At 69.1% G+C, this 22,653-nt stretch carries 20 protein-coding genes; 10 read left to right on the forward strand and 10 right to left on the reverse strand.

The features are described from left to right. Positions 1–604: 604 nt before the first annotated feature. Positions 605–1,480 carry a DUF4394 domain-containing protein gene (locus DJ476_RS34035; RefSeq protein ID WP_112492346.1) on the forward strand — a complete coding sequence of 292 codons (876 nt, stop codon included), beginning with the start codon at positions 605–607 and terminating at the stop codon, positions 1,478–1,480. A 265-nt stretch (positions 1,481–1,745) separates the two neighbouring features. Here the strand turns inward: DJ476_RS34035 and DJ476_RS34040 are convergent, their stop codons facing one another. After that, positions 1,746–1,991: a hypothetical protein gene (locus DJ476_RS34040; RefSeq protein ID WP_112492347.1), complete on the reverse strand. Its 246-nt coding sequence runs from the start codon at positions 1,989–1,991 to the stop codon at positions 1,746–1,748. A gap of 710 nt (positions 1,992–2,701) precedes the next feature. Between DJ476_RS34040 and DJ476_RS34045 the strand changes: the two genes are divergently transcribed. Next, positions 2,702–3,247 carry an IS1096 element passenger TnpR family protein gene (locus DJ476_RS34045; protein WP_112492348.1) on the forward strand — a complete coding sequence of 182 codons (546 nt, stop codon included), beginning with the start codon at positions 2,702–2,704 and terminating at the stop codon, positions 3,245–3,247. Positions 3,248–3,655: 408 nt separating this feature from the next. Here DJ476_RS34045 and DJ476_RS34055 read toward each other — a convergent pair whose 3' ends face one another. Beyond that, complete coding sequence (locus tag DJ476_RS34055; RefSeq protein WP_112492350.1) at positions 3,656–4,183, reverse strand: hypothetical protein; 528 nt, start codon at positions 4,181–4,183, stop codon at positions 3,656–3,658. A 1,025-nt stretch (positions 4,184–5,208) separates the two neighbouring features. After that, positions 5,209–5,436, reverse strand: a complete 228-nt coding sequence (locus tag DJ476_RS34060; RefSeq protein WP_112492351.1) for a hypothetical protein — start codon at positions 5,434–5,436, stop codon at positions 5,209–5,211. Here DJ476_RS34060 and DJ476_RS36205 point away from each other — a divergent pair. Next, the gene (locus DJ476_RS36205; protein WP_381151037.1) at positions 5,381–5,680 is read left to right on the forward strand and encodes a hypothetical protein; all 300 of its coding nucleotides are present in this window, start codon (positions 5,381–5,383) and stop codon (positions 5,678–5,680) included. The genes DJ476_RS34060 and DJ476_RS36205 overlap by 56 nt on opposite strands. A 177-nt stretch (positions 5,681–5,857) precedes the next feature. Here DJ476_RS36205 and DJ476_RS34065 read toward each other — a convergent pair whose 3' ends face one another. Together DJ476_RS34065 and DJ476_RS34070 are read right to left on the reverse strand one after the other, a co-directional pair. Next, the gene (locus DJ476_RS34065) at positions 5,858–6,313 is read right to left on the reverse strand and encodes a hypothetical protein (protein WP_318294853.1); all 456 of its coding nucleotides are present in this window, start codon (positions 6,311–6,313) and stop codon (positions 5,858–5,860) included. 191 nt (positions 6,314–6,504) lie between these two features. Continuing rightward, positions 6,505–6,957 (reverse strand): hypothetical protein, encoded by a 453-nt coding sequence (locus tag DJ476_RS34070; protein ID WP_318294854.1) that lies wholly within the window; start codon positions 6,955–6,957, stop codon positions 6,505–6,507. Between the two features lie 524 nt (positions 6,958–7,481). On the opposite strand from DJ476_RS34070, the gene DJ476_RS34075 reads away from it, so the two are divergent. Then, positions 7,482–8,465 carry a winged helix-turn-helix domain-containing protein gene (locus tag DJ476_RS34075; protein ID WP_112492352.1) on the forward strand — a complete coding sequence of 328 codons (984 nt, stop codon included), beginning with the start codon at positions 7,482–7,484 and terminating at the stop codon, positions 8,463–8,465. 133 nt (positions 8,466–8,598) lie between these two features. On the opposite strand, the gene DJ476_RS34080 is transcribed toward DJ476_RS34075, so the two are convergent. The 3 genes from DJ476_RS34080 to DJ476_RS34090 form a co-directional block, all read right to left on the reverse strand. Further along, positions 8,599–9,486 carry a cytochrome c biogenesis CcdA family protein gene (locus tag DJ476_RS34080; protein ID WP_112492353.1) on the reverse strand — a complete coding sequence of 296 codons (888 nt, stop codon included), beginning with the start codon at positions 9,484–9,486 and terminating at the stop codon, positions 8,599–8,601. Between the two features lie 6 nt (positions 9,487–9,492). After that, positions 9,493–10,080 carry a redoxin domain-containing protein gene (locus DJ476_RS34085; protein WP_112492354.1) on the reverse strand — a complete coding sequence of 196 codons (588 nt, stop codon included), beginning with the start codon at positions 10,078–10,080 and terminating at the stop codon, positions 9,493–9,495. A gap of 207 nt (positions 10,081–10,287) precedes the next feature. Beyond that, positions 10,288–10,848, reverse strand: a complete 561-nt coding sequence (locus DJ476_RS34090) for a DUF4383 domain-containing protein (RefSeq protein ID WP_112492355.1) — start codon at positions 10,846–10,848, stop codon at positions 10,288–10,290. Positions 10,849–11,148: 300 nt separating this feature from the next. Here DJ476_RS34090 and DJ476_RS34095 point away from each other — a divergent pair, with 300 nt between their 5' ends. The 4 genes from DJ476_RS34095 to DJ476_RS35950 all read left to right on the forward strand — a co-directional run bounded on the left by DJ476_RS34095 (position 11,149) and on the right by DJ476_RS35950 (position 15,306). After that, the gene (locus tag DJ476_RS34095; RefSeq protein ID WP_112492705.1) at positions 11,149–11,730 is read left to right on the forward strand and encodes a fasciclin domain-containing protein; all 582 of its coding nucleotides are present in this window, start codon (positions 11,149–11,151) and stop codon (positions 11,728–11,730) included. Between the two features lie 147 nt (positions 11,731–11,877). Further along, positions 11,878–13,476 carry a molybdopterin-dependent oxidoreductase gene (locus DJ476_RS34100; protein WP_112492356.1) on the forward strand — a complete coding sequence of 533 codons (1,599 nt, stop codon included), beginning with the start codon at positions 11,878–11,880 and terminating at the stop codon, positions 13,474–13,476. Between the two features lie 364 nt (positions 13,477–13,840). Then, complete coding sequence (locus DJ476_RS34105; protein WP_112492357.1) at positions 13,841–14,740, forward strand: DUF4394 domain-containing protein; 900 nt, start codon at positions 13,841–13,843, stop codon at positions 14,738–14,740. Between the two features lie 443 nt (positions 14,741–15,183). Then, on the forward strand, positions 15,184–15,306 hold the full coding sequence (locus tag DJ476_RS35950; protein ID WP_318294855.1) for a hypothetical protein: 123 nt from the start codon (positions 15,184–15,186) through the stop codon (positions 15,304–15,306). Between the two features lie 731 nt (positions 15,307–16,037). On the opposite strand, the gene DJ476_RS34110 is transcribed toward DJ476_RS35950, so the two are convergent. Then, positions 16,038–17,093: a hypothetical protein gene (locus tag DJ476_RS34110; RefSeq protein WP_162638837.1), complete on the reverse strand. Its 1,056-nt coding sequence runs from the start codon at positions 17,091–17,093 to the stop codon at positions 16,038–16,040. Positions 17,094–18,043: 950 nt separating this feature from the next. Here DJ476_RS34110 and DJ476_RS34115 point away from each other — a divergent pair. After that, the gene (locus DJ476_RS34115) at positions 18,044–18,700 is read left to right on the forward strand and encodes a fasciclin domain-containing protein (RefSeq protein ID WP_112492359.1); all 657 of its coding nucleotides are present in this window, start codon (positions 18,044–18,046) and stop codon (positions 18,698–18,700) included. A 593-nt stretch (positions 18,701–19,293) separates the two neighbouring features. Further along, positions 19,294–20,028: a tectonin domain-containing protein gene (locus tag DJ476_RS34120; protein WP_112492360.1), complete on the forward strand. Its 735-nt coding sequence runs from the start codon at positions 19,294–19,296 to the stop codon at positions 20,026–20,028. Positions 20,029–20,660: 632 nt separating this feature from the next. Here DJ476_RS34120 and DJ476_RS34130 read toward each other — a convergent pair. Then, positions 20,661–22,637, reverse strand: a complete 1,977-nt coding sequence (locus DJ476_RS34130; protein ID WP_112492362.1) for a heavy metal translocating P-type ATPase — start codon at positions 22,635–22,637, stop codon at positions 20,661–20,663. Positions 22,638–22,653 lie beyond the last annotated feature (16 nt).

Genomic DNA, 22,653 nt, shown 5'->3' on the forward strand with positions numbered 1-22,653 from the left:
GGCCAGGGGGGTGGGCTGATGGGATGGCGTGCGGCACAGCGCCGGAACATCTCGCGCCGACCGTGCCGACGGAAAGGACGCACGCAACAACCGGCAGGGCCGGGACCCGGCCACACCGTCAAGCGTCGCTCCGCCGTAGACAAGCACGCCGAAACCCCATTCCGGGCCGACCAACCTGACGTCGTCACGTCAGCCGCGGGGGCCGATGCAGACGAAAGGCCCGGTGGGAGCGGCAAAGCAGCGGAAAAGGTGCCGCGCAGAAATGACGACGACACAGACGCCCGGCACTGGGCCGAAAGAGTCACGCAGCTCTTACTGCAATATATGTGCAACAGCCACTGCCTAGCAGTATCACTGGCACAGCGCGGCGGTGTCGCTGGAGCACCGCGCTGAGGAGGGGACCACGGCAGTCGGCCGTGCACTCATCCCCGCAAGTCGGCGGCCGCACATACCGAAGGCACGATGAGATGCCAACCGCCCACCCGTCGCACGACTCCAACGGAGTGAACCCGAACGCCTCACCCAATCCGCGCGTGCCACAGCCTCGTACGACTTACGACTCGCCGACTTTTCGCGTCGGCGCCCTCTCTTCTCCGGGAGAATCATGCGTAAGCGCAAGACCGCTATCGCCGCCGTATCCCTGGCCGTGGCAGCGGCCCTGGCCGTCCCGGCACTGGCCACCGCGGACGGCCGCCACGGGCACGGCCCGGACCGCCGAGCACACAAGGCGCTCACCGCCATCGGACTCACCGCCGACCAGCACCTGGTCCAGTTCACCGTCGACCGGCCCGCCAAGCCGATGGGCATCGGCAAGGTGTCCGGACTGCGCGGCGACACCAAGATCGTCGGCATGGACTTCCGCGTCCAGAACGAAAAGCTCTACGGCGTCGGCGACAAGGGCGGCATCTACACCCTCAACACCACCAACGCCAAGGCCATGAAGGTCTCCCAGCTCACCGTCACCCTTACGGGCAAGCACTTCGGCGTCGACTTCAACCCCGCCGCCAACCGGCTCCGCGTCATCAGCGACACCGGCCAGAACCTCCGCCACAACATCGACGACGACGCCGCCCCGCTCACCACCACCGCCGACGGCACTCTCACCAACCCCACCACACCGCCCACCACCGCCCGAGGCGTCACCGCCGCCGCCTACACCAACAACGACCTCAACCCCGCCACCGCCACCACCCTCTTCGACATCGACACCACCACCGACCGCGTCTCCCTGCAATCACCCGCCAACGCCGGCACCCTCGCACCCACCGGCAACCTCGGCATCAACGCAGGCCCCAACGCCGGCTTCGACATCCACACCTCCTCCAAGAGCGGCACCAACCACGGCTTCGCCACCCTCAACACCGGCGGAACCATGCGTCTCTACCACGTCGACGTCCTCACGGGCGCCGTCCAGGACCTCGGCGCATTCCCCCGCCAGAAGCAGGTCACCGACCTCTCCCTGCCCATCGACCAGGGCTGAGCAACCGAAGAAGACCGTGCGGTGGTCCGACACATTCGGACCACCGCGCGAGTCCACCGCACCCGGCGCTTTCACTGACGCTCGTGATCATGTGGAACCGAATCCGGTTCACGCCCGGCCGCCCGCGGGCGGCCGTCGATCCGGCCGACGGGGTCACCGAGCAGACATGGCCTATGAGGCGGTCACTGCGGGAAATCTCCCTCTCCGCCCGGGGGACGCTGCCCGCGACTCGGCTGCCCTTCGATGTCGGGCGGCAGCGCCCGGGTCAGTGCTCTGTCGAGTGCAGGGCTTCGTGGTCACGTTCGTAGTTGGCGAGGGCCAGCCCCAGAGCGAAGAAGGTGGGTGCCCACTCCCCGATGAAGATGCCCCACCGGTCGGCGCGTGCCGTGCCTGCCGACTCCGCCTTCATCGACCCGCACCATGAGGCGACGGACAGGCCGATGGAGGCGAAGGCAGCGGTGTAGGCGTGCTCCGACCTCATACCCTTCGCGTGCAACATCTTGACAACCATGACTCTCCGTGGGGATAGCAGGAACGGGTCTCCCTCCACCGTTACCCGCAGGCACAGACCCCGCATCTCGGGCGGACGGCTCGTAAGGACCGGCCGCTGATGTCGCTGAGTGCCCCTTTGGCCCGGGCTTCCTCCCGCCACTGGTCGCTTCGGGCCTCCCCGCCGAGGTGGCCCTCACTTCCAATGGGAAGAGCGCCTATGTGGTCGGCTCCTACCGCCACGGGACACCCCCGGGAGACGGTCTTGGCGATCAACACCGAGACCGACGGGGTGATCCCCATCAGTGTCGGCGCAGGAGACACCATGGGCGTAGCCGTCGGCAGGCTGTGACGCACGCGCTCTGGCAGACAGCCTGGACCGGAGGGATGTGTGTACACGTTGCCACGATCGCCTGGCAGGTGGTGAAGGCGGTGTCATCGTTCTGCCGGTGGAGCCGGGGCTGTTACATGGGCACCGGCGTCACGCACCGACGCAGCGCCGAGTCGAAGGAGGGTCGCGGACGGCCATGTGAGCTTGGCGCGGCCCGGAACGATCCTGAGCACCAGGTTTCCGAAGGAGGTGCCGGCCCGAGCGTGCGAGGTCGATTCGCACGGGTGACGGCGGCCAGTAGAAATTCCCCCACGTACGGCCAGCTCGATTCCCCAGTCGGCTGTCACACTCAGTAGCCTTGGCGCTGACTCGCGGATCTGGTGCATGAGGGAGTTGTTGACGTGGCGCGTTCCTGGCTGTCGATCCGGGTGGAGTTGGTCTCCGGTCACGGTGCTGACCTGTGGCCGCGTCCCGGCCGGGTGTTCGCTGCCGCGCGGTCGCACTCCTTCGCGCAGCTCGCCTCGGCCATCGATCTCAGCTTCGCGCGCTGGGACTTGGCTCACCTGCACCTATTCACGCTGTCCGACGCCACCCACGTCAGCCCGCTGGACTGGTGGGACGGCGAGGCCCCGAACGGCACCGTCGACGGGCATGCGACCAAGCTGAGCAGACTGCAGGCCGGCGAACAGTTCGCCTACGTCTTCGACATGGGCGACGACTGGACGCACCTGTGCACGGTGGCGCAGAAGCCTATTGATCCCCTCCAGGAACTCGGCGAGGTGCCCGACCGCCCGGTTCCCTACTGGGGCTGGGGCAACCTGCCGGACCAGTACACGCGCCGCTGGGACGGAGACGACGGGGAATCACCGATGCCGAAGCGGCCAGCTCGCGGGACCAGCGACCTGCCGCCGATCCTGCCGTGGTGGGGCGAACCCCGCCGGGGGTGACCTCACGCTGCGTACACGAAGTGGCCGCCAGTGGGGAATTGAAGTGGTCACCGTGGGGAGCCGAAGTGGCCGCCAGTGGGGAAATCCAACTGGCCGCTGACACACGGGCAGCCCCGGCCTAGGTGGGTTCGCCCCTCTGAGGCCGCTTTCGGCACCGGTGAGCGCGGCTTCCAGCGTGCAGGAGGTGGTCTTGCCGATGCGGCTGGCTCCATGAACGACGAGCACGTTGGCACGTGGGGCCTTGAGGTCCGTGACGTCGAAAGCCGGGCCAGCGGTGCGCTGCAGGTGTCCGGTGAGCGCGACCGCGAGAAGCCCCCACTGCAGATGAGGCTCGGCGAGCACCTCCCTGGCCTCCAGCGCCGTCAGATGCGGCGAGTGGGGCCGTCGCGGGCGATCCCCTGGCTCAGGTCACTGGTTGACCTGCTGCAGTCCCCAGTAGTGCGGTTCAACGGGGGCCCGCCTCACCTCGACACGGCCGGTTACCTCAGGGATGTCGACCACCTTTCCCCACGAGTCGGATCCATCGGCGGGGGTGTGCTCGATGTCGGCCCACACCACGCTGCCGGGCCCGGCGGAGCCGAAGGACACGGTCCACTGGGCGTATTTGTCGAAGCAGGAGTCGTTCACCCTCACTTTGTGGTCGGAGTTCACGCCCAGGCAGGTGCGGGGGTTCGAGCCCGGAGTCGATACTTCCATCGTCCCGTCGGGGCGCTTGCTTACCTGCCAGTTCGCCGAGGTCGACGCGGTCTCGGTGCAGTCGCCCAGCCCGACCGAGCCGATGCTCGCGTGCGATTTGGGCCAGATGAGGCACTGGCTGTCCTGGAGAGCAGCGAACCGGTAGACCCCGTCGACGACCGGGGCCGCGTGCGCGGGTTGCGCGAAGATCGCTGTGACTGCGGCCGCCGCGGCCACGACTGCGATGATGCGTGAACGCATGGGATGGGGCTCCTCGGAACAACTGTGGTGGCGCCGGTTACCGGCGCGGACGCGGTCGACGCCCGCTCCGCCGAGCGGCGGCGGCACCCATCTTGGACCACCGGCCGCCCGACAGCATTCCGCGTGGGCCGCTGTCACTCGCCTGGCTGAGCCGCCGCACCCGATGGCGTGGCGGTCTGCCGTCGTCGGCTTCGCCCCGGGCGCGCAGCCGGGGCGTCATCACCAGCCGGAGGTGCGGTGTCGGCGCCGACCTGGGTGCAACAAGCAGGAAGGGAGGACCTCCCGCTGCTCGAGCAAGCGCCGGGCAGCCAGCGCATCGTGGATCAGCCTCCATCCCGATAGAGGGGACGCGACCTACTCTCCTTGGAGCCCTTCCGGCATGTGCTGGACCAGACTGGCGACGCCCACTCGGTCGACCCGACCTCGCCGCCATGGCATGCGATCAGACCACCGCCTGAACGAACCCGGGGAAAGACGGCTCTACGACGCCTTCGCCGCCTGGCGGCGCGTCCTCCAGGCCGCTCTTGCCCTCACGGCGACAGCGACATCAGCGGCGGCGCGTACGCGCCGCCCTTCTCTCCCTCGCCGGGGCGCACCGACCTGCGTCGCCGAAGTGCCAGCGTACGGAGAGCTGTTGCCCCTACGCGCCGGTGGGCTACTCGGGCCGCGTGGGTACCTCTGGGGCCCGGGCCGGGATGTCCTGCATGGCCGGTGGCTGGGGCATGTGGTGTTGGTGCAGTTGCCGTTGGGCAGCTGGATGTCCGCGGCGTTCCTGAACTTCGTTCCGGGTCGGCAGCGCGCAGCCACAACCCTGGTGGAGGCCGGTGTGGTGGCCGTACTCCCTGCAGCTTCTGCGGCCGGCTGGACTGACTGGGCGGAGTAAAGCCGCCCGCAGATGCGCCTCGAGCTGCTCCATTGCCGCGTCGAACGCGGTCGGTGTGGAGCTCTACGAGTGTCTTTCGCCGCCCGCGCGCCGCTACAGGTTCGCTCGCGGCCGTTGTGGGGCCTGGCCGGTCGTACAGCCGTCAGTGTGGGTGGGTTCGGGCGGCGGGCACATGGCGCTTCAGCAGACATCCGGCGCCCATCTTGCCGAACACGTCCCTGAACTGCTCGGAGATGGCCGGCACCTGCTCGGGGACCTGGCCATCTTCCCTGCCGGGCCCTGTGCGCGGCCGGCTGGTCGAGGTGCCGGTGGTCGTGGTCCACGAGTCGTCCGGGACGGTCCGCGTGCTGGCGACCCGGTGCAGCCACATGAGCGGTCCTCTTTCCGGGGGCGAGGGACCGATGGCTGCATCCGCTGCCCCTGGCACGGCAGCATCTTCCGCCTTTCGGATATCTGGAGCTTCGGGACGGGCGACCGTAGCCCAGTCGGGTTCACAGCCCGCTGCGCTGCCGATATGCCGCCGAGACGGTGACCTCACCCGTACCCAATGCCGTCGTGGTCCTGTGGAATTCTGTGCTGTGGATGGATCGATCGGGCTGTCTGCGATCTCCTGAGGCTCTGGGGGACCCTGTCCGGCAGTGGAGTTGGTGGAGCTGCAGATGGACTAGCTGTGCTTCTGGGGGCGGCGTGGGTGCGACTCGGGACAGAGGCAGGCCCTTCCGCTGGCTGTAGCTGAGGGTGCCCGGTGCGGCGCCCCGGTGTGGGGCGGCGCACCGGGGTGGAGAATCCGGTCACCACCAGGTGGTGCAGCGGACGGGACCCCCGTTGAGGTTGCCGCAGGCGCGGAACTTGTAGCTGCTGGAGGTGCTGGTCGTCTTGGCGGCGCTCGTCTTGCTGGTGCCGGTGGTTCCCACCGTGAACGGCCCGCACTGCAGCCAGCTGGACCCTCCGTTGGTGGTCCAGTCCATCCACACGCGGTCGCCGCTGAAGGTGCGGCCGCTGATCTTGGCCCAGCCGCGCTGGGAGCCGGAGATGTTGCCGTACTGGAGCGTGATGCTGACGCTCGATCCCATATCGAGGGTACGGATCGGTGTTCCGGTGGCGTTGTCGGAGATGTCGATGAAGCCGTTCCGTCCGCCCTCGCAGTCCTGCGGCGCCGCGTGCGCGGTCGCCGTGGGCACGAGGAGAGCGGCGCCGGTCAGGCCGATGGTGGCCAGGGAGGATGCGAGGGCGCGTCGTAGCGTCATGAGTACTTCCTGTGTGTTGTGTGGTTGCTCAGGAGGACGTTGCTGGACCCCTGGGGCGGTCGGCTTCAGGTGGCCGGGGCCTGGCGGGGAAGGTGGGGCTTTCCTCGTTGTCGTCAGTCTCCGGCCGCGAGGGCCGCGAGGCGGACCGTTGCGGGGCCTCTGGGGCCAGTGAGGCGGAGGGCTGGAGCCGTCTAGCACCAGCCGACCTTCTTGTAGCCGATCCAGAACTCGCCCCTGGAGTTCACGCTTGCGTTCGTTCCGTAGGTGGTGGGTGTGTGGGCTCCGTACACGCGGCCGATCCGGCCCTGGGACGGGCTGGTGATGTCCACCCACGGTTTGCTGACCAGGTTCTTGTGGAACGTCGCGGACGCGCCGTCGAGGGCGCGTGTGCCGCTGGCGTAGCAGGCCCGGCCTGTGGTGGCGACGCGAAGTACCAGGTCTCCGTTCGTCTGCATGGTGAGCCGGTAGTTGCCGTTGCAGAGGGACTTTCCGGTGTGGAGTGTCGCGGAGAAGGATGTTCCCACGCACGACCATGCCTGGGTGGAAACCGTGGCGGTGGATGCGGCAAGGGAGGTGCCGGAGAGAGCTGAGGCGCTCAGCGCGCACCCGGCCACTGCTGCCGCCAGTATCTGCTTCTTGTTCATGTATCTCCTTCGTGAAGACCCGGGGTACGTGGTGGAGCCGATCTGCGACTGTCGCTGCGGCTCGGGCAGTACGGAGTGAGGCCCGCTGCAGAGCCGGGACGCCCCGGTGCGCGGGCTGTGCTTCGTGTCGTGAGGCGAACTCAGGCGCCGTTGGAAGCGCTCGACCACTGTCGTCAGGTGGCGAAGGCGGCAGCAAGCTTTTCAGTATTTGCTGAAGCGTCAGCTCGGGGGGGCGGCTCTGCGGGAGTGCCCGCCTGTACCGGCGTCAGTCCCTGTCCCTTCGGGCCGCGGTGGCCTGGACGTAGTGATTCGGCTGTCTCATCCTCGGGTGGAGGGGCCTGCGGGTCCCGGCGGTCGAGCTGCCCGGCAGGGCAGGCATCCTCTTTGCCGACGGTTCGACCGGAACAGACTGTCGGGGCTCGGGCAGGGGCTGCTTGACTTGAAGGGAGCGGCAGCACGAGGGGGTGCGGAAGCAACCGGTCCGCCTGGTGCTTCGTCACAGACCTAGACCGGACGGGGGGCTTATGGCGAGGATTTCGGCAGCGAAGCTGGACGGGCGGAGGCACGTGAGGGTGTCGGTGGGCTTCCAACCAGCGGTCACGCTTCTCTCACTGGTCGCCGACGGGCTGGGCGCGAAGGCGCAGGGAGTTCCCGACCGGTGGCGCCGGGCCGTGCGCCAGGCGGTCGGGGAGAGTGCTGGTGAACTGCGTCCGGTCTTCGCTCCGCACGGACTGTGGATACCGGACTGCTTGTGCCCGGACCCCCTCGATGACGGCGCGATCGGCTCACAGCTCGACCGCATGGCACAGACGACCGCCGAGGATCTGTACGAGGAGGTGGTGGCCAACTTCCCCGGTGGCCTGTCACCCCGTTGGCAACACGTGATCGATGACCCTCGCGGCTTCGTCGCGGCCTACACCCGCACACTCGCCCGTGTCTGGGCCGAGTTCGAGCCCGTGTGGAAGCAGTCCCGGGACCTGCTGCACCGCGAGGCGGAACGCATCGGCGCCGCCTCGGTCACCGGAACACTGGACGCGGCCCTTGCGACACTGAACCACCCGATATCCCTGGCGGACGAGTCCCTCCGGCTTCCAGGCACCCAGAATTCCACGATCCCTCTCCATGGCCGCCCCATCACCCTGATCCCGATCGTCTCGGGATCCGCCGCATCCATATACAACGTGGAGGCGGAGTCAGTCTGGGTCGGCTACCCCGTGCCCGGTGTCGGCCGACTCTGGGAATCCGGCGTTGCTTCTGCCCCCGTTCCGGGGCGTGCTCTGGAGGCCGTCCTCGGCGTCGCCAGGGCCCAGCTCCTGCGAGCAGCCGAACGCCCTCTCACCATGGGAGAAGCCAGCACCATCCTGGGTTGCGTACCCAGCGCCGTCACCCACCACTGCCGACGCCTCGAAGCAGCCCAGCTCATCACCCGAACCCGGACCGGGAAGAGCGTAGTTGTGCGACGGACACCCACCGGCGACCAGCTCATCAACCTCCTGGCCACCCCCTGAGACCTCCCGGCCGGGCACTTTGGCCGGACCTGGCGCAGTACTTCGAGCGGAGGCCGCCGAGCGCCCGCCGCCCCGAAGGGGGAAGCCTCGGGCTACGGTATGCCTGGTGCGCCGTCGGGCACCGGGGGGGGCTTCAGTCGGTGTGCTCCGGGGCCGACTCCGGCCGGTCCGTGGTTCCGGAGGAGCGTGAACCCTTGCGGTGGAGGGCCCAGGCTGTCAGGAGAAGCGCGGCCAGGAGTCCGGTCAGGGTTGCGGGACCGGCGGTGTCGAGGGTGTCCGCGAGGATGCGCTGGGCGGCGCCCGCTGCGTCGATGACGGGGTCGGTGGTGGCGGGGTCGCGCTGGACCCGGATCTCGTACCAGCCGTAGTAGGCGACGTAGACGCCGACGAGGAGGAGGAGTCCGCCGCCGATGCGGGGTGCGAGGGTGCCGGCGCGGCGCAGTCGGCTGACTGCGGTGCTGCGGGTGAGGGCGACGCTCAGGGATGCGGCACCGACGATGAGTCCCATGCCGGCCGCGTACGCGGCGAACAGGATGACTCCCTCGCCTGTGGAGCCGCTGCGGAAGGCGGAGACGACGATGGCGAGGAACGGGGCGATGGTGCAGCCCAGGGAGGCGCTGGCGTAGGCCATGCCGAACAGGGCCATGGAAGGTACGGACCGGGTGACGGTGGGAGCCCGTCGGACTTTCGGCAGGAGGGCGGGCAGTTGGCGGCCGACGAGGAGCCAGGCTCCGGCAGCGGCCATGAGGATGCCGAAGGCGATGGTGAACCAGGGCAGGTGTTCCTGGACCTGTCCGGCGACGGGCTGGATGGCCAGGCCGAATATGCCGAAGAGGGCGGCGAAGCCGAGGGTGATCGAGGCGGTCGCGGTCAGGGCCCGGCCGACGGCGACGGATCGGGTGGGGCTGTCGTCGCCGAGGACGAGGAGGGAGAGGTAGGCGGGGAGCAGGGCGAAGCCGCAGGGGTTGACGGCGGCGAGGATGCCGGCGGTGAGTGCGAGGGCGAGAGGAAGGTCGGGCATCGTGGTTCAGCCGGTCAGTCCGGCGACCTTCTCGGCCAGTCCCTGGCCTCCGGGAAGAACGCCTTCGTAGACCGTCTTGCCGTCCTTGTCGAGGATGACGTAGCGGCTCTGCTCGGTGACTTCGAACCGCTTCCAGATGTCGCCCTTCTCGTCGGACAGGTGAGGGAAGCTGCTGGTCCCCGTGTCGGCGACGAAATCCTTCATAGCGGCGTTCTTGTCCAGGCCCGCGACGCCGACGACGTTGACCTCGCCGACGCGGTCGGCGGCGACCTTCGCGGTCTCGGCTGCCTGGGCCTTGCACTTGGGGCACCAGGGCGCCCAGAACCAGAGCACGGTCGGCTTGCCCGCCAGGGTGCTGCCGTCGAAGGGTTTGCCGTCCACCGTGGTCGCGGTGAACCGCAGCGCCTCCGGCACCGCTGGCCCGGGTGTTGCGTTGCGGCTGGTGTCGGAGGAAGCCGGCGGCTGCGCGGGGGACGCGGAAGACGAGCGGGACGCGCCCGCCGCATCGTCATCGGCCCCGCTGCCGGCTCCGCACCCCGTGAGGCCGAGGAGGATGACGGTGAGGGCAACGGGCAGAGCAGTACGGGCGCGCATCGAGGGCTCCAGTGTGGTCGGGATGGGAGTGACTCTAGAACCGCCTTTCCGCTCCGCGGGCCGGTCAGAGCTTACGGTTCGATGACATGAGCGGGAGAGGACCCTTCCGGCGGGTCCTCGAGCCTGGCCGCGTGGCAGGGCGGCGTCCTCGGCGCCGAGATCCCCAGCCCAGAGGCGACGTGCCCATGGCGAGGCCGCGGATGCACATCAACCCTTCCCCGTTCTGCCGCGCCCTGCGCCACGTCGGGATCGTGGCCCGGAGCGCTGGTGCTGCTCGTGGCGGGCGCGCCAGTACGGGTTGTCATGCGGGAGGGTCGCGCTGACCCGCCCGTACATGCCGAAGGTCATCAGGAGTACGCCCACCACGAAGCTGAACAGGACGTTCTGCAGCTCGAAGGCGAGGAAGTTGTAGTCGCTCTCCAGCAGGGCCAGGTTCGCGAACCCGCTGACGATGAAGGCCACTCCGGTGACCATGTTGAGCGTGGAGGCGAGGTTCCCGCCGATGACCGCACCGGTAAGGAGGACGACTCCGATCACGATGGAGAGGGTGCTCAGCGCACCGTTGGTGTTCAGCCCCAGGACTGTGTCACCACCGGTGCTGAAGAAGCCGATCCGGTCGAGCAGCCCGAGTACGCCGAACATCAGCAGAAAGACGCCGAAGAAGCCGGCGCCGACACGGTAGACACGACTGAGCCGGTGGTCCACCGGAAGGTGTTCGTCCAGCCGGACGCCACGCAGAGGCATGCGGGGCAGGTGCATGGTTGACATCACAACCTCCTCGGTTTCCGCCGCCCCCGCTTATGTGTAATTCGGTGCGGACCGGTCGAAGGATGGGGTGTGGAACTGCGGAATCCTGCTGTCCGGTCGGGTTTCCATGGCTTCGCCAGGCGCCGTGTGGTCTCCTCTGCTTCCATGGAGGGGATGGCATGGGGTGGCAGCGAGAGACCTCATCGAGGCGGAGCAGGCCGCATAGCCGGCCCCCGGTTCTCCCCCGCCCCCGCCGAACCGGCAGCCATGAACTGTACGGGCTGCGAACCGTGGCCCGCCCTCCCCGAGGAGGAACCCTTCGTGAAGACTCCCCGTATCTCCCGCGCCGCGATAGCCGGTGCTGTCGCCATTGTCCTGCCTGTGTCACTGGGTGTCATGGCACCACAAGCGTTCGCCCAGACGGCCACGCAGGACCCCTACGGTCCTGCTTGTGCATCCGTGCCCAAGGAAGGCGCGGGAAGCCTGGAGGGCATGGCGCAGGACCCGGTCGCCACAGCAGCGTCCAACAACCCGGAGCTCTCCACCCTGGTTACCGCCGTGGAGAAGGCCGGTCTGGTCGACACGCTCAACAACGCGGAGAACATCACCGTATTCGCACCGAGCAACGACGCCTTCGACAAGATCCCCAAGGCGGACCTCGACAAGCTCCTCGCGGACAAGGAGGAGCTGACCAAGGTCCTCACCTACCACGTGGTCGGTGAGGACATCACCCAGAAGCAGCTTCAGGACGGGTCGTTCAAGACCCTTGAGGGAGGCACCCTCACCACCACCGGATCGGGTGAGGAATTCACCGTGAACGATTCAGCGAAGATCGTCTGCGGAAGTGTCCCCACAGCCAACGCGACCGTCAACATCATCGACACCGTCCTCACTCCGCAGTAGCCCCCCTGCGGGCACCCGGCGCAGAGCCCGGCGATCGCAACAGGCTCTGCGTCTGTTCGTACCCGGCTGCCCGAACCGCCCGTCACGCCGTGCCCTCAGCTGGAGCCGAGGGTGCGGCGTCCCCGTTCTCCGGTGAATTGGACGTATATGAAGAGCACGAAGGATTCCCGCCACCTGTGGGTCAGGGTTCCGCTGGCCGCGCTGAGTGGTCTGCTGGCGGGGTTCGCCGCGCTTGCTGTCGCGGAACTGGTGTCGGCCGCGGTGCGGCCGGAGTCGGGTCCGGTCACGGCTGTCGGCGGAGCGGCGATCGACCGTACCCCCGCGCCTGTCAAGGACTGGGCGATCCGGAACTTCGGCGAGGACGACAAGCTGGTCCTCCAGCTGGGCATCCTTACCACCCTCGCCGTGCTCGCTGTGCTGATCGGTGTGGTGGCCTTGAGGTTCCGCAGAGCCGGTGCTGCGGGCGTGCTGGCTTTCGGGGTGGTCGGCGCCGCCGCGGCGGTGTCCCGCCCTGATTCGACCGGCATCTTTGACGCACTTCCGTCCGTGGTGGGCGCGATCGTGGCCGCAGCGCTGCTCTACCTGCTGATCGGACGGCTGACCACCCCCCGCCAGGCAGGAGCCCGAACTCCGGACGAAGAGACCGGGTACAAGGGGTGGGACAGGCGGGGCTTCCTGGTCGCGGCCCCGGCCGTAGCGGTCGCCTCCGTCGGCGCGGGTGCGCTGGGACGGTACCTGAACCGTGCGAAGGCACAGGACGCTGTGGCCTCACGGTCGCAGGTGACGCTGCCCGCTCCGGATTCACCTGCCGCCCCGATCCCTCCCGGAGCCCAGGTCGAAGTGCCCGGCGTCAGCCCCTTCACCACGTCGAACAACTCGTTCTACCGGGTGGACACCGCCCTGGTGATCCCCAAGGTCGACGCGGCCACATGGCAACTCCGTATCCACGGCAAAGGCGTCGCACGGCCCCTGACCGTGACCTTCGACGACCTGCTCCAGCGGGAGCTGATCGAGCGGGACATCACCCTCACCTGCGTCTCCAACGAGGTCGGAGGCCCCTACATCGGTCACGCGCGATGGCTCGGCACCCGCCTGGCCGATCTCCTCCAGGAAGCCGGGGTTCGGCCGCCCTCCCGGGGAGGCCCGGCGGATCAGCTGGTAGCCCGCTCCGTGGACGGCATGACGCTGGGCACGCCGGTCGAGGACGTCATGGACGGCCGCGACGCCATGCTGGTGGTGGGAATGAACGGAGAGCCACTGCCGTTCGTCCACGGCTTTCCCGTCCGGATGCTTGTCCCCGGCCTCTACGGGTACGTGTCCGCCTGCAAGTGGATCGAGGACATCGAGCTCACCACGTTCGACACCTACGACCCGTACTGGGTGAAACGGAAATGGGCGCGCAGGGCTCCTGTCAAGACCCAGTCCCGCATCGACACGCCGAAGCCGTTCGCCCGGCTGGAGCCCGGCACCGTCATGGTGGCCGGTGTCGCCTGGGCGCAGCGCCGCGGGATCGAACGCGTCGAGGTGCGGATCGATGACGGGCCGTGGCAGGACGCCGATCTCGCGGCCGAGGCCACCATCGACACCTGGCGCCAGTGGTCCTACCCCTGGAAGGCCACCCCGGGCGGACACACCCTCACCGTCCGGGCCACCGAACGCGGCGGAGCGGTCCAGACCGAGAAGCGCACCAAAACCGTTCCCGACGGAGCAAGCGGCTGGCACTCCGTCGTCGTCACCGTCGACTGAACCCCCTGCCCAGCGCAGGAGAGGAGCCTCACCACCCTCACCAGCCGTTTAACCTGCGACTTCACGATGGCGGAGGCTCGCTGCTGGGCATTGCTGCGTCCGGCGCGGTGCAGCACCGCGTGAGCACCGCCCCTGAGGCATCACCCTTCGGGGTGGAGCACGTGCGCAGCGGGAGCCGTCGGGTGGGTGCACTACATGATGCCTCAGCAGCGCAAAGGACGTCTTCGCTTCAGCGCCGCCAGGGCCCCCTCCTCATGCGGGTGCGGACCGGTTGGCGTGCACGGCGCGCGGCGCAGCGGCGCACATGGTGTCGTCGTCGGGGGCTCCCGATGGACGGGAGTTTCCCCCTGAAGGAGTAGAAAAGATGCGCAAAGCGATTCTCGCGGTGGCCCTCACCGCGGCAGTGTCCCTGGCCGTGCCGGTGTCGTCCAGTGCGTGGGCAGCTGACCCCCTGCCCGCTCGGGGCGGTCCGACGCCGAGCAGTGAGGCCGGGCGTACCGTGGCAGAACACGGCCTGACGGTGATCGGGCTGACCACCGGCCAGCACCTGGTCCGCTTCACCGTCGACCGGCCCGCCAAGCCGATGAACATCGGCAAGGTGTCCGGACTGCGCGGCGACACCAAGATCGTCGGCATCGACTTCCGCGTCCAGAACGAAAAGCTCTACGGCGTCGGCGACAAGGGCGGCATCTACACCCTCAACACCACCAACGCCAAGGCCATGAAGGTCTCCCAGCTCACCGTCACGCTCACGGGCAAGCACTTCGGCGTCGACTTCAACCCCGCCGCCAACCGGCTCCGCGTCATCAGCGACACCGGCCAGAACCTCCGCCACAACATCGACGACGACGCCGCCCCGCTCACCACCATCACCGACGGCACTCTCACCAACCCCACCACACCGCCCACCACCGCCCGAGGCGTCACCGCCGCCGCCTACACCAACAACGACCTCAACCCCGCCACCGCCACCACCCTCTTCGACATCGACACCACCACCGACCGCGTCTCCCTGCAATCACCCGCCAACGCCGGCACCCTCGCACCCACCGGCAACCTCGGCATCAACGCAGGCCCCAACGCCGGCTTCGACATCCACTTCTCCCACCGGACCCAGACGAACCACGGCTTCGCGGCCCTGAGCGTCAACGGCTCCTTCGGGTTCTACGGTGTCAACATCCTCACCGGCCAGGCAGCGGCCATCGGCTCCTTCCCCAAGAACCACCAAGTCACGGACGTAGCGCTGCCGCTCAACCAGAGCTGAGAGCGCAAGCCGCCAGGCTGCCCGGCCTCCGGGCCGGGCAGCCTGGCGTGAAGCCGAGTGAGCCGGGCCCGGCGAGGAATGCCAGACCCGGCGTCACCACCGACTACGGGCCAGAGCCGCTCGCTTGGCAAACCCCGGTGAGGCGGTCGGGGCCGCGTCTTCGGCATCCGGCGCAGGTGGTTGTGGCGGGCTTCGCCTCCGCGATCGCTCTCGGAACCGCCCCCTCGATGCTTCCGGGGGCCAAGCCCAGCCCGGGGGCGTCGGCTTGCTGGAGGCTTTGTCCACCCCCACGTCCGCGGCAGGGGTCGAGAAGGTGGGTCGGCAGGTCGGATCGATCGGCAGGGTCCGGAGTCCGGCACATGCGGGCTCAGCGTTTGACGGTGTTCAGGACCAGGCCCCATCAACCGCCGCGCCACACCCCTGATCAGCCGAGTGGATACCCCGTGACCGCCAACCCCCGGGGCAAGCTTCTCGCGAACGCCGCCCGGATCCGCGGGACTTGCCGGCCCTTCGATGTCGGCGTCGGCCTGCTCAGCCTCGGCCAAGACCGCGAGGCCCAGTTCTGAAAAGGCAGCGGGCCACCACCACGGTCTTCGACCCCGGCCCCAGCCGTAGCGGGGACCCGGAAGAGTTCCTGACCGCCCTGGACGCCCAGACCGCCGATTTCGCCCGGGCCCCCACCCAGGCCGTCACCACCGGGAACCTGGAGGCGGATGTCGAGCTCGTGGTCGACCAGTTCACCGACGGCCTCGTGCGCCGTCGCGACGCCCGGATCGCCGACCACATCCACATCCACGCCCTGGCCGGCTGCCCCTGATCAGAGACCAGCGGGGCCGAAGGTAGCTACGCCGCCCAGCCAGCCCCGACGTGCTCCAACGGCAACCGATAGAAACGGAGCACCATCGTGCAGGCTATCCGCTGGCCCGAGCCCTGGGGCGGCCGCTCGCAGAAGCAGGCCGTCCGGAGCTGGCTGGTCCGCTGACGCCGCACTCTGCTCTCCAGCGCTCTGTGCGGCGCCGCCTACGCCACCGGGGCAGGGGCGGTCGGCCTCATCTTCTGACTGATCGAGCAGCAGCTGTAGTCCAGGGGCCCAAGGGGCGTTGGTAGGCGCACCAGGCGTACGCTCCATCCATGACAACCGCAGCGAACCAGCGCACCGCCCGGCAGGAACAGGACCCTGGATGGGGCGTTATCGCCTCCTGAACGACCGCCGGCGCACCCCGGGTAAAAGGTTCGGCGCGGGGTCTGCGCTGGATGCTTGCGGTGTGGCCGCCCCGGCGCGGGGCGGCCACGGGTGTCAGTGCCGGGTGGGCAGCCGGTTGTCGATCGTGATGACGACGGGGTCTCCATCGGTGGAGTACGCGTGCCTGAGGACGTCGGCGGTGGCGGTGTAGACCTTTGTGGCCATGATCCAGTCGGCGTAGGCGGTCATCTCGTTCACGTCGCCCGTGTCGGGCTGGTACACGGAGGTCTTCTCGGCCTGATAGAGCGCCAGAAGCATAGCGACCAGCGAGCGTCCGGAGAGCACCGCGGCAACCAGTCCGTTCTCGCGGTCCTCCAGCGCGGGCGGCCTGAAGTGCGGGTGGCTTCCGGCCTGTGCGGCGACGAACTCCCAGGTGTCCCGGTGGCAGACCAGAGTGGCCGAGGCGACTCGGGCGGCCCGGCTGATCGCATAGATCCGTCCCCTGCGGCTGAGGGGCGCGGGTTCCCTGTCCTGGTCGTCGGTGCTCTGGGCGGCTTCCAGAGCCACGGCGGAGAGGTCCCGGTCTCCATCGGCATCCGGGACCATCTGCGGCGCCTGTACCTCGGAGGCGGGCTCCGCCTCCCCGTCGTGGGCACGGTCATCCTCGGCAGCCGTGGAAACGTCTCCGGCCGCGGCGGGCACGGAAGTCTCGGCCGGAGCCTCGGCCATGGTCTGTGCATCTGGGACCGGCTCGGTCTGGGTACCCGAGCCCTGTACCTGCGCGGGCGGCAGCGCCAGGTCCCGTTCGGCTCCGGCGTCCGCACCGGGTACGAAGCGCGGTGCGCCGGCCGCCGGTTCGATGGCGGCCAGTGCTTCCAGAACCTTGCCGACGTCTCCGTGCAGGCCGTCGAGCCGTTCGTGCAGGCGAAGGACGTCTCGGCGCAGCTCGGCCACAGCGGCGACCGCCTCACCCGCACGCGCTTCCGCCCTGGAGGCGCTCCTTTGCGCTGCCGTCTGAGATGTCTTCATCTCCTCCAGCGGCGCCTTGCGCAGTCCTTCGACCTCATGGACGAGATCCGCCCGCAGGCCACGTTCCAAGTCGTTGACGCGGCCGTCCAGCCCTGCGACCGACTTCTTGATCTCGTTCTTCGCGTCGATCACGATCGTCACGATGTCGTCCCTGCGCGTCAAGACGCCCCTCCGAATGCGTGTAGTCAGATAACTGCACTGCGTAGTCTCAATGGGTGAGGCGCGCGTGTACGGGGCTTGTGGAACATGGCTTGATTCACGCGAACATGGGCCGATACGGGCCACTTCCGGCACGGAACCTGCCTGAGGGCCTTCGCCGGAGAGCCATGGCCACGAGCCCAGGCATCGATGCGCCCGTCCGGCTACCCGGGTTCTCCATAGGGGAGTCAGCGAGTGCCTCAGCGGCCGAGGACCTGCGGGGCCGGGAAACGGCTGCCACGACGAGGTACGGACAGGCGCCGTTCGGGGGCCGGTGCGATTCTCACGCGGACGGTGAGAGAGCCGGGGTTCCAGCCGGGCAGAAAGGCCAGCGGTACTCCGAGGGCGCCCCCAACCGGGGAGGGCGAGAAGCCTGTCGTCAAGAGCGCTCACCGCGGGGAAAGCTGCCGCGGGGCGCCCAGGAGAGTAACGCCCCGCGGCAGCCGCTCCTCACCGACCTCGGTCCGCGAAGAACGGTGCGGCTCCCCATTCCCCATGGCTTGCCGCAGCACGTGCAGCACCTCCTCCAAAGCGCCGCACACCGTGCATTCGCCACCGGGCGCACCCCGGATTGGTCGGAGGCCGAGAAACCCACCGGACGGGCCAAGCCCGCCACCGGGAGCAGCAGCGCAAACAGCGGCCACAACTCTTTCAGCAACACACCAATCCGAAGAGCCGGTTGCCTCGAATAGCAGGCATGGCGATCAACGAGACGGCTGCGGCCCGACACGGACCCAGCGCTGTCCCTGTCACTCTTCGGAGACAACCTCGCTGATCAGCTTTCCCCGCGTCCCACCGCGTTTGTCGACGTGAACCTCACCGCGCCGGGACCGAGCCCCTGCAGCTCTCAGGCAGCACTGAGAGCGACCACCCGAATACACAGGAGACTTCCCGTGAACGCCTTCCGCTTCCGCCGTGCCGCCATCGCCGTCACCGCGGCCGTCACTCTGCCCCTCACCCTGGCCGCCTGCGGCGGAGACGACAGCTCCTCCGACGCGGCCGCCGACAACGCCAGCAGCTCCGCTCCCGCCGAGGAGCAGTCGAGCCCGGCGGAGGAGGAGAGCACTGCCATGGACGGGCCGTTCGGCCCGGCGTGCGCGTCGGTTCCGCAGGACGGGGCGGGATCCTTCGACGGGATGGCCCAGGACCCGGTCGCCACCGCCGCCTCCAACAACCCCGCCCTGTCCACCCTGGTCACCGCCGTGAAGAAGGCCGGTCTGGTCGACACCCTCAACAACGCGCAGAACATCACCGTGTTCGCGCCGACGAACGACGCGTTCGCCAAGATCCCGAAGGCCGACCTGGATAAGGTCCTGGCCGACAAGGAAATGCTCACCAACATCCTGACCTACCACGTCGTCGGCGAGAAGCTCACCCCGCAAGCCCTTGAGAGCGGCACCTTCGAAACCCTCCAGAAGTCCACCCTGGCCACCAAGGGCTCCGGCGAGGACTACACCGTCAACGACAACTCCAAGGTCGTCTGCGGCAACGTCCCCACCGCCAACGCCACCGTCTACATCGTCGACACCGTCCTGATGCCCAAGGCCTGACCACCACGTTCCGCACCTGCCACGCGATGACGCGGCAGCGCTCCCTTCCATGAGCACGGAAGGGTGAGCCTGCCGTACGCCGCCACCCGCGGGAGCCGCATGCCCAGCAACCGGCCCCGAGCCACTAGTTCTGCTGGGGTCTCATCGCGGACGACCGTGAGCTCGAAGCGCTGGAGGTCTACACCGAGGGGCCGCGCGAGGACACTATCGCCCGCCACACCCGGCTGCCTGACCTGGCTCGCTGGTTGAGGTGTACGCGGCCGCGGGGATTCCGCGGCCGCGTACGCCGCGCCCCGACAGGTGACTCGGGGCGCGGACGACGGAGTCACGGGCCGGGCCCTGGTCGTCCGAGGACCGTGACTGGGGTGATCGTTCGGCGGGCTGCTGGTCAGCGCAGCAGTCCCGCGCCACTCGTACGGGTTACGCCCGATCAGGCCAAGAACGTCACGGTCAAGGCGCGGCTCCCTTCGGCGGGTGCGGGCCCCCTTGCGGCCAAACATCAGTTTCCGGTCTGCCCGTGCTCACCTCGCACGTGACCGTGTGCCGCAGCGACGGCACTCTGGGGGCCCATTCGCGATGAAAGGTCACCAAACATGCCCGAGTGGAAGCAGATCCGCGGGAACCTCACGGCGATCTCGGCCGGCTCCCGGACGAACGTGTGGGGCGTCAACGCGGCCGGCAACATCTACAAGTTCTCCGGCTACGACGACCTCGGTACCAGCCCGTGGATCCAGATCCCGGGCAGCCTCTCCGACATCGGGGCCGCCGCCGACGGCACCGTCTGGGGCGTCAACGCGGCGGGGAACATCTACCGCTACGCCGGCGACCAGGAGGAAAGCGCCGACCAGTGGGTCCAGATCCCCGGCAACCTGACCCGCATCGCGGTCGGGTCGCGGACGAACGTGTGGGGCGTCAACGAAGCCGGGGACATCTACAAGTTCTCCGGCTACGACTTCCTCACCCCGAGCCCGTGGATCAAGATCCCCGGCAACCTCTCCGACATCGGTGCCGCCGCCGACGGCAGCGTCTGGGGCGTCAACCGCAACGGCAACATCTACCGCTACGCCGGCGACCAGCACAACAAGAACCACTGGTATGAGATCTCCGGCAACCTGACCCGCATCGCGGCCGGGTCGCGCACGAACGTGTGGGGCGTCAACTCCGGGGACAACATCTACAGCTTCTCCGGCTACGACGACCGCACCTCCAGCCCCTGGAACCAGATCACGGGCAAGCTCACCGACATCGGCGCCGCCGCCGACGGCACCGTCTGGGGCGTCAACCGCAACGGCAACATCTACCGCTACACCGGCGACCGCCAGGACTGACCCGGCCCAGAACGTGACGCGGGGCTCCCGCCTGCTAGCAGGCGGGAGCCCCACCGCTTTCCCCTCAAAACCCTGCGGCACCTTGCGGCAACGACCGGCAGACCGTGCGCTCTCCCCTCAGCACGCCCGGGCGTCGCCGAACCACAGGAACGGCCGGGCAGCTCATCCGGACCTGTGAACGCGCTGGCTCTTGCGTCTGCTGAGGGCCCGGACCACCGCGCCGACTCCCAGTAGCGCCAGCCCCGCCATGAGGAGAGGGAGGCCCGGGCCGGGAAGGATGTACAAGAGGGCTCCGGCCGCTGTGGCGAAGGCGCCAGCGGACATCAGCACGAGGCTCATGGCGGGTGTGGTCACGCGGTCTCCTGACTGGGGGTGCTGAAAAGGTGTCGGCAGAGGGCGGGCCGGTCTTGAGGGCCGGTCAGCATGCCTGCAACACCGGAAGCGCGCCCGCTCCTGTCCTGGATCGTCGTTCAGTATGAGAGGTGCCGCACAGAATGCACCACCCGCCTTTCCTTTCGGCCGACGTGGCCCCGTGGCTTTCCACGGCAGCGGCCGTGCTTCCGTGCACGCTCGCAGCGGCTCCGGTACGACGTTCCTCCCTTCAGGAATTGGCGCAAGGTCACGTTGTCCGCTCACTTTTCGGTTCGGGCCGGGGTGGGCCAGGCTGCTTCGCGCAGGAGGCGCAGGCCGTTGAGTGCGACGATGACGGTGGAGCCCTCGTGTCCGGCGACACCGAGCGGGAGCGGGAGAGTGCCGATCAGGTCCCAGGCGACCAGGGCGGCGATGAAGGTCCCGGCGATGGCCAGGTTCTGCAGGACGAGGCGGCGGGCCCTGCGGGACAGGGCCACGACGGCGGGGATGGCGGCGAGTTCGTCCCGGACGGCGACGGCGTCGGCGGTCTCCAGCGCGAGGTCGGAGCCGGCCTTGCCCATGGCGATGCCGGTGTGCGCGGCCGCCAGTGCCGGGGCGTCGTTGACGCCGTCGCCGACGACCAGCACGCGCAGACCCTGCGCTTCCCACTCCCGTACGGCGGCGACCTTGTCCTGCGGGAGGAGGCCGGCACGCACGTCGGTGATGCCCACCTCGGCGGCCAGTCGGCGGGCGGCACGTTCGTTGTCACCGGTCAGGAGGGCGGGGGGCCGGCCGGTCAGTTCGGTGAGCGCCGCCACCGTGGCCTTCGCGTCCGGGCGCAGCCGGTCGGCGATGCCCAGCACGCCGGCCGGAGCGCCGTCGCGCAGGACCAGGACGGCGGTGCGGCCCTCGTCTTCCAGGGCCCGCACGTCGGCGGCCACGCCCAGCCTGCCGGCGGGGGCGAGGTGGGCCGGGGAACCCACCTGGACGGTGGAGCCTGCGATGGTGGCGCTCACGCCGGCGCCGGGGGTGGAGGTGAAGTCGGTCGCCTCGGCGATGGCGAGGCCGCGCTCGCGGGCGGCCTGGACCACGGAACGGGCCAGTGGGTGTTCGCTGGGGTGCTCGGCTGCGGCCGCCAGTGCCAGCAGTGTGTCCTCGTCCAGGCCGGAGGCGGGCGCCGGGCGGCTGTCGGTGACGCGTGGGGTGCCCTCGGTCAGGGTGCCGGTCTTGTCCAGCGCCACCATGTCGGCCTGGCCCAGGCGCTCCATCACCACAGCGGATTTGGCGAGCACGCCGTGGCGGCCGGCGTTGGCGATCGCGGACAGCAGTGGCGGCATCGTCGAGAGGACCACCGCGCACGGTGAGGCCACGATCATGAACGTCATCGCGCGCAGCAGTGCCGACTGGAGGCTGTCGCCGAAGGCGAGGGGGATGCCGAAGACGGCCAGGGTGGCGATGACCATGCCGACCGAGTACCGCTGCTCGATCTTCTCGATGAACAGCTGGGTCGGAGCCTTGGTCCGGGAGGCTTCCTCGACCATCTTCACGATCCGGGCGATCACCGAGTCGGCAGGGTCGCGCTGGACGCGCACGTGCAGGGCGCCCGTGCCGTTCACCGTGCCGGCGAAGACCTCGTCGCCCGCGTGTTTCGCGACCGGCAGGGGTTCGCCGGTGATGGTGGCCTGGTCGACATCGCTCGCCCCTTTCAGGACCCGTCCGTCGGCGCCGACCCGCTCGCCGGGCCGCACCAGGACCACGTCGCCGACGGCGAGGCGTTCTGCGTCCACCGTCTCCTCGGTGCCGTCCTCGCGCAGCCGGGTCGCGGTGGTGGGGGCGAGGTCGAGCAGACCGCGTACGGAATCCGCGGTGCGGGCGGTCGCGACAGCTTCCAGGGCGCCGGAGGTGGCGAAGATGACGATCAGCAGTGCGCCGTCCAGCACCTGCCCGATGGCTGCGGCGCCGAGCGCGGCGACGACCATCAGCAGATCCACGTCCAGCGTTCTGTCCCGCAGGGCCTTCAGCCCCTCCCACCCCGGCTCCCAGCCGCCGGTGACATAAGTGGCGGCGAACAACGGGCCCCACACCCAGACCGGTGCATCCAGCAGGTACACCGGAAGCGCGAGCAGGAACAGCACCACGGAGGCCAGGGCCCACCGCGCCTCCGGCATCGCCAGCAGGCGCGTACGCCGCCTCGGCGCCACCGGGCGCGACACCCCGGCGATCGTCGGCTCGGGCCGTTGATCCACGACAGAAGACATGACAAAGCAACCCTTC

The sequence above is a fragment of the Streptomyces bacillaris genome (genome assembly GCF_003268675.1).
Classification (GTDB): Bacteria; Actinomycetota; Actinomycetes; order Streptomycetales; family Streptomycetaceae; genus Streptomyces; species Streptomyces bacillaris.